Source organism: Acidimicrobiales bacterium (genome assembly GCA_036270875.1).
Classification (GTDB): Bacteria; Actinomycetota; Acidimicrobiia; order Acidimicrobiales; family AC-9; genus AC-9.
This window is the reverse complement of record DATBBR010000115.1, coordinates 1-11,137: the sequence shown is the minus strand read 5'-3', so window position 1 is coordinate 11,137 and position 11,137 is coordinate 1. Positions and strand designations below refer to the sequence as shown.

Below are 11,137 nucleotides of genomic sequence, written 5' to 3'. Positions count from 1 at the left end.
GGGCTCACGGTCGAGGCGGCCGCTGCCCTGGTGGATCGGGCAGGGCTCGACGAGGAGGCCCGGGAGGGCGCCATCGACCTGCTGGTCAAGCTCTACCGCTGCTTCGTGGAGGGCGATGCCGACCTGGTGGAGGTCAACCCGTTGATCCTCACCCCCGACGGCCGGGTTCACGCGTTGGACGCCAAGGTGACCCTCGACGAGAGTGCCGCCTTCCGGCATCCGGAGTGGGCCGAGCTCACCAGCTTCCAGGAGCTCGACGACCGGGAGCGGCTGGCCCGGGAGAAGGGGCTCAACTACATCGGCCTCTCGGGCTCGGTGGGCATCATCGCCAACGGCGCCGGCCTGGCCATGAGCACCCTGGACGTGGTCAACCAGGTCGGGGGATCGGCCGCCAACTTCCTCGACGTCGGCGGGGGTGCCAACGCCGATGTGATGGCCAACGCACTGGAGGTCATCAACACCGACGACGCCGTGCGCTCGATCCTGATCAACATCTTTGGCGGCATCACCCGCGTGGACGAGGTGGCCAAGGGCATCGTCGAGGCCCTGGGCCGCGTTCAGCTGCGGGCGCCCATCGCCATGCGCCTCGACGGCACCAACGTCGCCGAGGGCAGGGCCCTGCTCGCCGGCCACGAGTCGGACCGGCTCATCTCGCTGCCCACCATGCTCGACGCCGCTCGCAAGGCGGTGGAGCTCGCCGGCGTCCCTGGGCAGGCGGGTGGCGCGTCATGAGCATCTTCGTCGACGAGCACACCAAGGTAGCCATCCAGGGTCTGACCGGCGGCCAGGGTCGCTTCCACGGACTTCGCAACCGCGACTACGGCACCAAGGTCGTGGCCGGCGTCACCCCGGGCAAGGGCGGCCAGGACGTCGAGGGGATACCTGTCTTCGACAGCGTGGCCGAGGCCGTCGCCGCGACCGGGGCCAACGCCTCGTTCGTCTCCGTGCCGCCGCGCGCCGCGCCCGCCGCGATCCTCGAGTCGGCCGCCGCCGGCATCCCCTTCATCGTCTGCATCACCGAGTTCATCCCCGCCCAGGACGAGGTCCTCCTGTTCAACCAGCTGCGGCGGGACTATCCCGGCTCCCGGCTGCTCGGGCCGAACTGCCCCGGGATCATCTCGCCGGGGAAGTGCAACATCGGCATCACCTCGGGCGACATCGCCCTGCCCGGCGGGCCGGTCGGGATCGTCAGCCGCTCGGGAACGCTCACCTACCAGGCCCTCAACGAGCTGACCCTCCAGGGCGTCGGCCAGACCACCTGCGTTGGCATCGGCGGGGACCCCGTGCCGGGCACCGGGTTCATCGACTGCCTCGCCGCCTTCGAGGCCGACCCCGAGACCGGCGCCGTGATGATGATCGGAGAGATCGGCGGCACCGAGGAGGAGCGGGCGGCCGACTTCATCGCCAAGGACATGAGCAAGCCCGTCGTGGCCTACATCGCCGGCGTCACGGCGCCGCCGGGCAAGCGCATGGGCCACGCCGGCGCCATCATCTCCGGCTCCTCGGGCACGGCGAGGGCCAAGATGGACGCCCTCGAGGCGGCCGGCGCCACCGTGGCCCAGAACCCGACCGAGGCCGGCGAGCTCATGGTCGAGGTGGTCAGCAAGCTCCGCTAGGCGCCTGGCGCGCCCGAGGGCGATGAGGGAGCGGACGTCCGCCGCTGTCCGCCCTTCTCCGAAAGGGCGGCCACCGGCGCCGCCGCTCCCCCTTGCCCGCCAGCGAGCTTCCAGTCCGAGCTTCCCGGTTTCACCTCTTGTCGAAAGTCACCGCGGCGCCGCAGCGTTTCGACCAGAGGCGGAACGCGCCGCCCCTACCGGCCGGGGCGAGGTCCGGCGGACCCGGTGGACGGCAGAGGGTGAGCCGGTCGGCGTGTCGGCCCGGATTTCGAAGAACCGGGCCGAGACGCCGAGCCGGATCACCGCGAGGATCGAGAGAACGAGGTTGGGGCCACCGGGCAATAACCGGCCAGAACGAGCCCCGCTGGTAGCGTGCGAAGGGTGCGAGTCGGGGTGCTGGCATCGGGTAGCGGGACCATTCTCGAGTCCATCCTGGACGCCGATCTACCTGTGGCCGTCGTCGTGGTCGACCGGCCGTGCCGGGCCGTGGACGTGGCCGGTGGGGCGGGCGTACCGGCCCAGCTCGTCGAGCGGCGCAGCTTCGGCAAGGACTTCGATCGGGTCGCCTACACCGACCAGGTGGTCGACGTGCTGACGGCCAACGGCGTCGACCTGGTGGTCATGGCCGGGTTCGGCACGGTGCTGGACAAGCCCGTGCACGACGCCTACCCGGGTCGGATCCTCAACACCCATCCGGCGCTGCTGCCCGCCTTCCGCGGATGGCACGCAGTGGAGGAGGCCATCGGAGCGGGGGTGAAGGTCACCGGGTGCACGGTGCATGTCGCCACGCTGGAGGTCGACGACGGGCCGATCCTCGCCCAGGAGGCGGTGCCGGTGCTGGCGGACGATACCGTCGAGTCCCTGCACGAACGCATCAAGGCGGTCGAGCGGCGCCTCTATCCCGCCACGATCGCCGCGGTCATTGCCGACGAGGAGTCACTGAGGTCGTGAGGGCGCTGCTGTCTGTGTACGACAAGACCGGCCTGACGGCGTTCGCTCGGGGCCTGGTCGATCTGGGATGGGAGCTGGTGGCGAGCGGCGGCACGTCCGCGGCGCTGACGGAGGCCGGCATCGCCACCACGCCGGTGGAGGCGGTGACAGGGGCGCCGGAGATGCTCGACGGGCGGGTGAAGACCCTCCACCCAGACATCCACGGCGCCATCCTGGCCGACCGCAGCAACCCGGTGCACCGCTCGGAGCTGGCCGAACGGGGTATCGCGCCGATCGAGCTCGTCGTGTGCAACCTCTATCCCTTCCCGTCCCGCCCCGGGATCGAGATGATCGACATCGGCGGGCCGACCATGGTCCGGGCCGCGGCGAAGAACCACGCCCACGTCGGCGTGGTCGTGGACCCTGCCGACTACGGGCCGGTCCTCGACGAGCTGCGTGCCGTCGGCGCGCTGTCGGACGCCACCCGCGGCCGACTGGCCCGCGCCGCCTTCGCCCATACCGCCGCCTACGACGCTGCCATCGTCGGGTGGCTCGACGACGGCGGCGCCGGCGGGCCCGCCGTCACCCTTCCGCCGACTCTGCACCTCGCACTGGAGCGGGTCCAGGACCTGCGCTACGGGGAGAACCCGCACCAGGAGGGCGCCCGCTATCGCGACATCGGGGGCCGAGGATGGTGGGATGGCGTCGCCCAGCACGGGGGCAAGGTCCTCTCGTACCTGAACCTGTTCGACGCCGAGGCCGCCTGGCAGCTGGTCCACCAGCTCGGCGACTCGCCCGCCGCCGCCATCATCAAGCACGCCAACCCGTGCGGCGCGGCGGTGGCCGGCGAGATCGCCACCGCCTACCAGCGGGCGTTCGAGTGCGACCCCATGTCGGCCTTCGGCGGCATCGTGGCCCTCAACCGGCGGGTCGACGACGACCTGGCGGCGCAGATCGTGGCCAACCCGGTGGCTGACGTCCTCGTGGCGCCCGCCTACGCCCCGGGTGCGCTGGAACGCTTCGCGGCCAAGCGAAAGAACATGCGGGTCCTCGAGGCGCCGCCGCCGGGGCCGCACGTCCGGGAGCTGCGCCGGCTCGATGGGGGGTACCTGGTGCAGGAGGCCGACCACTTTCCCGCTGGCCGGGACGCGTGGCGAGTCGTGACGAAAGTGGCGCCCACCGAGGCCCAGTGGGGTGACCTGGAGCTGGCCTGGCGCATCTGCGCCTTCACCTCCTCGAACGCCATCGTGCTCGTCGCAGGGGGCCAGGCCGTTGGCGTCGGCGCCGGCCAGCAGAACCGGGTGGAGCCCGGCGAGATCGCCGCCCGCAAGGCAGCCGGCCGGGCTGTCGGGGGCGCGGCGGCCAGCGACGCCTTCTTCCCATTCCGTGACGGGCTCGATGCCGTGGCAGCCGCAGGCGTGGCGGCGGTCATCCAACCTGGGGGGTCGCTGCGCGACGACGACATCGTCGCCGCTGCTGACGAGCACGGCCTGGCCATGGTCCTGACCGGCGAGCGTCACTTCCGGCACTGATGGCCGCCCGGGTTCTCGACGGCGAGGCGCTGGCAACGCGGATCCGTGAGCAGGTGTCCGAGCGGGTGCGCGAGCTCAAGGGCGCGGGCGTCCAGCCCGGGCTCGGATCGATTCTCGTCGGCGATCACGGGCCCAGCGCTCGCTACGTCGAGATGAAGCACCAGGACAGCGCGGAGGTGGGTATCGCCTCGATCCACGAGCACCTTCCCGCCACCACCACCCAGGAGGAGCTGCACGCCACCATCTCCCGGTTCAACGCCGACCCGGAGGTGGACGCCTACCTGGTCCAGCTTCCCCTGCCCGGCGCTCTCGACGAGGAGGCGGCGTTGCTGGCCGTCGATCCCGACAAGGACGTCGACGGGCTGCACCCGGTCAACCTGGGCCGGCTGGTCATGGGGGCCGACGGACCGATCCCGTGCACACCGGCTGGCATCCAGGCCCTGCTGGTGGCCAACGGGGTCGCCATCGAGGGACAGCACGTTGTCATCATCGGCCGCGGCCTGACCATCGGCCGCCCCCTTGCGCTGCTGCTCGCCCTCAAGCGACCGCACGCCAACGCTGCTGTCACCGTCGTGCACACCGGCGTGCCGGACCTGGGCGATCACACCCGGCGGGCCGACATCCTCGTGGCTGCCGCCGGTCAGGCCGGGCTGGTGACCCCGGACATGGTCAAGCCCGGGGCCGCCGTGGTGGGGGCGGGCACCTCCTGGTCGGGCAAGCGCCTCCTGTCGGACGTCGACGAGTCCGTCGGCGAGGTCGCCGGCTGGCTCACCCCCAGGCTCGGCGGGGTGGGACCGATGACCAGGGCGATGCTGCTCAGCAACGCCGTGCGGGCCGCCGAGCGACGGGCCCAGCGCCAGTAAGGCTCCGCCAGTCCCGCGGGGGATCGATCCGCGTCAGGAGAACTACGCTCCAGGGCCATGGCGAGGATCTCGGATCTCCTCGACCGGGGTCGGGCCTTCTCGATAGAGCTGTGGCCCCCGCGGAGCGAGACGGCGGAGCGCCGTCTCGAGACTGCCCTGGCCGAGCTGGAGCCCCTGCGGCCGACCTTCACCTCCATCACCTACGGCGCGGGCGGCTCGACCCGGGAGCGCACGCACGACCTCGTCGTGCGCCTGCAGCACCAGAGCTCCATGACCGCCATGGCCCACCTCACCTGCGCCGCCCACCGCCGGGAGCAGCTCGAGGAGATCCTGGTCCGCTACCGGGAGGCCGGGGTCGAGAACATCCTGGCCCTCCACGGGGACCCGCCCCTCGATGCCGCCTCGGCCCTGCCCGACGGCGACCTCCGATATGCGCTGGACCTCGTCGAGCTGGCCCGCTCGGTGGCGCCGTTCTGCGTGGCGGTGGCGGCGCATCCCGAGGGACATCCGGGGGCGCCCGACCGGGCGACCGATCGCCGCCGCACCGCCCTCAAGCTCGAGGCCGCCGACTTCGCCATCACCCAGTTCTTCTTCCGCCTGGAGGATTACCTGGACCTGGTCGAGTCGCTCTCGGCACTGGGCGTCGACAAGCCGGTGATCCCCGGCATCATGCCGATCACCAGCGTTCGCACGGTCAGCAAGATGTGCGAGCTGTCGGGGACCGAGGTGCCGCGGTCGGTGACCGACCGCCTCGAGCCGGTCGCCGACCGGCCCGAGGAGGTGCGTCGCGTCGGCGTCGAGGTGGCCACCGAGCTGGGCCAGAAGCTGTTGGCCGAGGGCGTGCCCGGCCTGCACTTCTACACCATGAACCAGGCCGCGGCGACCCGGGAGATCTACGACAACCTGGGCCTCGGTCCCACCGTCTGAGGCACGCCCCGGCTTCGAGCGACCGCCGGCACCCCCACTAGGCTCGGCTGCATGGCCGAGAAGATCACCATGTCGAGCGACGGCGCCCTCCAGGTGCCGGACGAGCCGATCATCCCCTACATCCGGGGAGACGGGACCGGCGTCGACATCTGGCCGGCGGCCCAGCGGGTGCTGGACGCGGCGGCGGCCAAGCGCGGGCGCAAGCTGGCGTGGAAAGAGGTCCTCGCCGGTCAGAAGGCCTTCGACGAGACGGGAACGTGGCTGCCCGACGAGACCGTCAGCACGTTCAACGAGTACCTCATCGGCATCAAAGGGCCGCTCACCACGCCGGTCGGGGGTGGGATCCGCTCGCTGAACGTCGCGCTCCGCCAGGTCCTCGACCTGTACGTCTGCCTGCGACCCGTGCGCTGGTTCCAAGGGGTGCCGTCGCCCGTGCGCCACCCGGAGAAGGTCGACATGGTGATCTTCCGCGAGAACACCGAGGATGTCTACGCCGGCCTCGAGGTCCAGGAGGGCACCCCGGAGGCGAAGAAGCTCATCACCTTCCTGCACGACGAGATGGGATGGTCGGTCCGACCCGACTCTGGCGTCGGGATCAAGCCGATCTCCGAGACGGGCTCGAAGCGTCTGATCCGAGCCGCCATCAACTACGCCGTGGACCGGGGACGTCGGTCCGTCACCCTGGTGCACAAGGGCAACATCCAGAAGTTCACCGAGGGCGCCTTCCGCAGCTGGGGCTACGACCTCGTGCGGGAGGAGTTCGCCGGGGTGGCCGTGGCCTGGGAGGACTGCGGCGGCGACCCAGGCGATCGGATCCTCGTGCAGGACACCATCGCCGACATCACGCTCCAGCAGGTGCTGACCCGCCCCGACGAGTTCGACGTCATCGCCACGACCAACCTGAACGGTGACTACCTCTCCGATGCCCTGGCCGCCCAGGTCGGAGGCATCGGCATCGCGCCGGGCGGGAACATCAACTACGTCACCGGCCACGGCATCTTCGAGGCCACGCACGGCACCGCGCCCCGCTACGCCGGACAGGACAAGGTCAACCCCGGCTCCCTCCTGCTCTCCGGGGTGCTCATGTTCGAGCATCTGGGTTGGCAGGCGGAGGCGGACGACATCGTCCGGGCCATGGAGTCCACCATCGCCGACCGCATCGTGACCTACGACTTCGCCCGGCTCACCGAAGGGGCGACCGAGGTGAAGACCTCGGAGTTCGCCTCGGCCATCATCGACCGCCTCTAGAGGAGACTGCGTGCCCAGCGCCGATGTCGCTCCCGTCCAGGTCACCGTCACCGGCGCCGCCGGGCAGATCGGCTACGCCCTCCTGTTCCGGATCGCCTCGGGCCAGGCGCTCGGGCCCGACCAGCCGATGGTGCTGCGCCTGCTCGAGATCGAGCCTGCCATGCGGGCGCTCGAGGGCGTGGCCATGGAGCTCGAGGACTGTGCCTTTCCGCTCCTCTCCGACATCGTGGTCACCTCGGACCTGAAGAAGGCGTTCGACGGCACCTCGTGGGCGTTGCTGGTGGGATCGGTGCCCCGCAAGGCGGGGATGGAGCGCCGGGACCTGTTGAACATCAACGGCGGGATCTTCCGGCCCCAAGGCCGGGCCGTCGCCGAGCACGCGGCCAGCGACGTGCGGGTCCTCGTCGTGGGGAACCCGTGCAACACCAACTGCCTGATCGCCCGGAGCAACGGTCGCGAGGTGCCGCCCGAGCGCTGGTTCGCCATGACCCGCCTCGACCAGAACCGGGCGGTCGCCCTGCTGGCCGGGCGGGCCGGGGTGCCGGTCACCGACGTCACGCGCGTCGGCGTGTGGGGAAACCATTCGACCACCCAGTACCCGGACTTCGCCCATGCCCGCATCGGAGGTCGACCGGCGCCGGAGGTGATCACCAACCACGACTGGCTGCGCGGCGAGTTCCTCACCACCGTGCAGAAGCGGGGGGCGGCGGTGATCGAGGCGCGGGGCTCGTCGTCAGCCGCCTCGGCCGCCAATGCCGTGATCGACTCCGTCGTCAGCATCCGCACGCCGACGGACCCCGACGACTGGGTGTCGCTGGCCGTGCCGAGCTCGGGTGAGTACGACATCCCCGAGGGTCTCCAGTTCGGCTACCCCGTGCGATCGACGGGCAGTGGCTGGGAGGTGGTGGCCGGCTTGGAGCACGACGACTTCGGTCGGGACCGCATCAGGATCACGACCGAGGAGCTCCTGGAAGAGCGGGCCGAGGTGGCCGAGCTGCTCGGCTAGGCCTGCTCAGCAAGGTCGGCTCAGCAGAGTCGGCTCAGCTAGGCGAGGGCGGTACTGACCCCCAGCTGGCGCAGGTAGACGAGCCGGCGATCGATCGCCGACTGCCAGGCGGCCATGTCGGCCTCGAAATGATCGCGGTCTCCGTCCTCGTAGGCGTGAGCCAGCTGGTCGAAGGCGGCGTCCTCGGCGTCGAGCAGTGCCCGGTACCGCTGCAGGACGTGGTCGTCGATCACTCCGGTCAGCGTCACGTGCGCCCCCTTGTCCTGGGATGGTCGTCGACACAACCTATCTCGCCGGTGGTGGCGCGTGCCCGCCGCGAGCTCGGGGGCCGTCGGGCCGGCGGCATCGGGTCATCGGCGTCGGAGCGGGTGGTCGGCGGGCACCTCGATGATGGCGAGCCGGAGCCCGTCGGGATCGCGTACCCACATCTCCCGCAGCCCCCACGGCTCGGTGACCGGCGGTCGCTCCACGCGCACGCCTCTCGCCGTCAGCTCGTCGTGAGCGGCGTCGACATCGCGAACCTGCAGCCAGAGGGCCACGTTGGGCGCCGTCGGCGCCTCAGCCCGCCCGGACACCTCGAGGAACCCGCCGCCGAGGAAGAAGACCACGCCTCGCTGCGACCCCTCACCGAACTCCCGGTACACGGCCAGCCTCAGCGCGTCCCGGTAGAAGGCGAGCGACCGGTCGAGGTCGGACGGGCGCAGCAAGAGCCGGCTGGCGAGCACTTCCATCCGGGTCAGTACTCGGTCCGCGCTCGGACCTCGTCGAAGCGGGCCCGCACCCGCTCGAGGACCTCCTGGCCCCGCAGCAGGGCCCCCAGGTCGCCGCTCACCCGGATCCTGCCGGCAAGGATGGCGTCCTGGGGTGTGGTGTCGCCCCGTGCCAGGGCGGCGGCGGTGCCGTAGTCCTCGGTGATGGTGGTGTCGGCGTCATCCGCCCGGCCCGGTGTCAGCTCGACGCGACCGTCGTCCACGCGGGTCGTATAGCACCACTCGTCGCCGTTCGGCCCGACGACGACCTGTTGAATGGTGAGATGGACCCCGGACGCGGCCAGGGAGACCTGCTCGTCGAGCGCCACCGCGCCGTTCAGCTCAGCCACCCACTCGTCCGACAGAAAGCGGACCATCTACCGGTGGTTCAGCCCGCTGCCGTCCGCCCCCGGCGGCGGATCTTGCGCCCCAGCCACGCCACCGGGTCGTAGGTGTCGACCACCCGTTCCTTGAGGGGGATGATGGCGTTGTCGGTGATGTGGATGCTCTCGGGGCACACCTCGGTGCAGCACTTGGTGATGTTGCAGTAGCCGAGGCCGGCCTGGCTCTGCAGCAGCGGGCGGCGATCGGCGGTGTCCAGTGGGTGCATGTCCAGCTCCGCGTAGCGGATGAACATCCGAGGCCCCGCGTACTTCGGCTTGTTCTCCTCGTGGTCACGGATGACATGGCAGACGTCCTGGCACATGAAGCACTCGATGCACTTGTGGAACTCCTGGAGACGCTCGACGTCCTCCTGGCTCATCCGGTAGGTGCCGTCCGGCTCGCGGGGCTTTGGCGCGAAGGCCGGCACCCGCTTGGCCATCTCGAAGTTGAACGAGACGTCGGTCACCAGGTCGCGCACGATCGGGAACGTCCTGAGCGGTGTCACCGTCACCGCCTCACCCGGCTCGAAGATGTTCATCCTCGTCATGCACATGAGGCGCGGCTTGCCATTGATCTCTGCGCTGCACGAGCCGCACTTGCCGGCCTTGCAGTTCCAGCGAACCGCCAGATCGTGGTTCTGGGTGGCTTGCAGGCGGTGGATGACGTCGAGGACGACCTCGCCCTCCTCGGCATGCACGCGGTACTCCTCGAGGGCGCCGCCGTTCGCGTCGCCTCGCCACACCTGCATGGTCGCGTCGGGCATCAGTGCGAATCCTCGAACAGCGCCTTGAGGTCGTCAGGCATCTGCGGCAGGGGCTCGGCGTGGATCGACAACTCGTCGTCTCGTCGGCGGATGACCATGTTCACCTTTCCGAGCTCCTCGTCGGCCCGCGGGTAGTCCTCACGGGTGTGACCACCTCGGGACTCGGTGCGTTGCAGGGCCGCCATGGTGAGGCACTCCGACAGCGTGAGGAGCGCGTCGAGGTCCAGGGCCAGGTGCCAGCCCGGGTTGTACTGACGGTGGCCCTCCACCTTGACCCGCGTGGCGCGCTCCTTGAGCACGGCCAGCTCCTGCTGGGCCTCCTTGAGCTCGTCCTCGCGGCGGATGATGCCGACCAGTCGCTGCATGCAGTCCTGGAGGTCCTGCTGGATGGCGTAGGGGTTCTCACCCTTCTCCCGCCCGAAGGGGGCGAGAGCGTGGCTCGTGGCTGCGTCGACCTGGCCGGCGTCGATCTCGGGCGTGCCGCTCCGGCCCATGGCGTGCTGGGCCGCGGCGTGCCCGGCCCGGCGACCGAACACGAGCAGGTCCGAGAGCGAGTTGCCGCCCAGGCGGTTGGCGCCGTGCATGCCCCCGGAGACCTCACCGACGGCGTACAACCCGGGCACGGTGGATTCGGCGGTGTCGGCGTCGACCCGCACCCCACCCATGAAGTAATGGCATGTGGGGCCGATCTCCATGGGCTCGGCCGTGATGTCTACATCGGCCAGCTCTTTGAACTGGTGGTACATGGAGGGGAGCCGGCGCCTGATGTAGTCAGGGTCCCGGCGGCTGGCGATATCGAGGAACACGCCGCCGTGGGGGGTGCCGCGGCCGGCCTTGACCTCGGTGTTGATGGCTCGGGCCACCTCGTCGCGGGGGAGCAGGTCCGGCGTGCGGCGGGCGCTGGTCCGGTCGGTGTACCAGCGGTCGGCCTCCTCCTCGGTATCGGCCGTCTCGGAGCGGTAGAGCTCGGGGATGTAGTCGAACATGAAGCGACGGCCCTCGCTGTTGCGCAGGACGCCACCGTCTCCCCTGACGCCCTCGGTGACGAGCAGCCCCCGGACCGATGGTGGCCACACCATCCCGGTCGGGTGGAACTGCAGGAACTCCATGTCGATGAGG

13 protein-coding genes are annotated in these 11,137 nt (G+C 70.6%); 8 read left to right on the top strand and 5 right to left on the bottom strand.

Annotated elements, in window-relative coordinates; all coding sequences use genetic code 11:
- From VH112_11935 to VH112_11900, 8 genes are all read left to right on the top strand, one after another.
- On the top strand, positions 1-732 hold a 732-nt coding region (locus VH112_11935), incomplete at its 5' end, for a succinate--CoA ligase subunit beta (GenBank protein HEX4540945.1).
- The gene (gene sucD / locus VH112_11930; protein HEX4540944.1) at positions 729-1,616 is read left to right on the top strand and encodes a succinate--CoA ligase subunit alpha; all 888 of its coding nucleotides are present in this window, start codon (positions 729-731) and stop codon (positions 1,614-1,616) included. The genes VH112_11935 and sucD, both read left to right, overlap by 4 nt.
- 381 nt (positions 1,617-1,997) lie before the next feature.
- A complete protein-coding gene (gene purN / locus VH112_11925) occupies positions 1,998-2,567 on the top strand; it encodes a phosphoribosylglycinamide formyltransferase (protein HEX4540943.1) in 570 nt (189 codons plus the stop codon).
- Positions 2,564-4,078 carry a bifunctional phosphoribosylaminoimidazolecarboxamide formyltransferase/IMP cyclohydrolase gene (gene purH / locus VH112_11920; protein HEX4540942.1) on the top strand — a complete coding sequence of 505 codons (1,515 nt, stop codon included), beginning with the start codon at positions 2,564-2,566 and terminating at the stop codon, positions 4,076-4,078. The genes purN and purH overlap by 4 nt, the downstream gene beginning before the upstream one ends.
- Positions 4,078-4,941, top strand: a complete 864-nt coding sequence (locus tag VH112_11915; GenBank protein ID HEX4540941.1) for a tetrahydrofolate dehydrogenase/cyclohydrolase catalytic domain-containing protein — start codon at positions 4,078-4,080, stop codon at positions 4,939-4,941. Before purH ends, VH112_11915 begins: the two co-directional genes overlap by 1 nt.
- A 57-nt stretch (positions 4,942-4,998) precedes the next feature.
- Positions 4,999-5,868 (top strand): methylenetetrahydrofolate reductase, encoded by an 870-nt coding sequence (locus VH112_11910; GenBank protein ID HEX4540940.1) that lies wholly within the window; start codon positions 4,999-5,001, stop codon positions 5,866-5,868.
- A 51-nt stretch (positions 5,869-5,919) separates the two neighbouring features.
- Entirely contained in the window at positions 5,920-7,116 is a 1,197-nt protein-coding gene (gene icd, locus VH112_11905) for an NADP-dependent isocitrate dehydrogenase (GenBank protein ID HEX4540939.1), read from the top strand.
- Positions 7,117-7,126: 10 nt separating this feature from the next.
- On the top strand, positions 7,127-8,122 hold the full coding sequence (locus VH112_11900; GenBank protein ID HEX4540938.1) for a malate dehydrogenase: 996 nt from the start codon (positions 7,127-7,129) through the stop codon (positions 8,120-8,122).
- A gap of 38 nt (positions 8,123-8,160) precedes the next feature.
- On the opposite strand, the gene VH112_11895 is transcribed toward VH112_11900, so the two are convergent.
- The 5 genes from VH112_11895 to VH112_11875 all read right to left on the bottom strand — a co-directional run.
- Positions 8,161-8,370 (bottom strand): hypothetical protein, encoded by a 210-nt coding sequence (locus VH112_11895; protein ID HEX4540937.1) that lies wholly within the window; start codon positions 8,368-8,370, stop codon positions 8,161-8,163.
- A 102-nt stretch (positions 8,371-8,472) separates the two neighbouring features.
- The gene (locus VH112_11890) at positions 8,473-8,853 is read right to left on the bottom strand and encodes a VOC family protein (protein HEX4540936.1); all 381 of its coding nucleotides are present in this window, start codon (positions 8,851-8,853) and stop codon (positions 8,473-8,475) included.
- 5 nt (positions 8,854-8,858) lie between these two features.
- Positions 8,859-9,248 carry an SCP2 sterol-binding domain-containing protein gene (locus VH112_11885; GenBank protein ID HEX4540935.1) on the bottom strand — a complete coding sequence of 130 codons (390 nt, stop codon included), beginning with the start codon at positions 9,246-9,248 and terminating at the stop codon, positions 8,859-8,861.
- 11 nt (positions 9,249-9,259) lie between these two features.
- The gene (locus VH112_11880) at positions 9,260-10,018 is read right to left on the bottom strand and encodes a succinate dehydrogenase/fumarate reductase iron-sulfur subunit (protein ID HEX4540934.1); all 759 of its coding nucleotides are present in this window, start codon (positions 10,016-10,018) and stop codon (positions 9,260-9,262) included.
- Positions 10,018-11,137: FAD-binding protein (locus tag VH112_11875; protein HEX4540933.1), on the bottom strand; the 1,120-nt coding region annotated here is incomplete at its 5' end. The genes VH112_11880 and VH112_11875, both read right to left, overlap by 1 nt.

What these genes read in the sequence shown, in the direction of transcription:
- VH112_11890 (HEX4540936.1), bottom strand. Translation starts at nt 8,853, where the DNA reads ATGGAAGTGCTCGCCAGCCGGCTCTTGCTGCGCCCGTCCGACCTCGAC.
- VH112_11880 (HEX4540934.1), bottom strand. Translation starts at nt 10,018, where the DNA reads ATGCCCGACGCGACCATGCAGGTGTGGCGAGGCGACGCGAACGGCGGC.
- VH112_11915 (HEX4540941.1), top strand. Translation starts at nt 4,078, where the DNA reads ATGGCCGCCCGGGTTCTCGACGGCGAGGCGCTGGCAACGCGGATCCGT.
- VH112_11885 (HEX4540935.1), bottom strand. Translation starts at nt 9,248, where the DNA reads ATGGTCCGCTTTCTGTCGGACGAGTGGGTGGCTGAGCTGAACGGCGCG.
- icd (HEX4540939.1), top strand. Translation starts at nt 5,920, where the DNA reads ATGGCCGAGAAGATCACCATGTCGAGCGACGGCGCCCTCCAGGTGCCG.
- sucD (HEX4540944.1), top strand. Translation starts at nt 729, where the DNA reads ATGAGCATCTTCGTCGACGAGCACACCAAGGTAGCCATCCAGGGTCTG.
- VH112_11910 (HEX4540940.1), top strand. Translation starts at nt 4,999, where the DNA reads ATGGCGAGGATCTCGGATCTCCTCGACCGGGGTCGGGCCTTCTCGATA.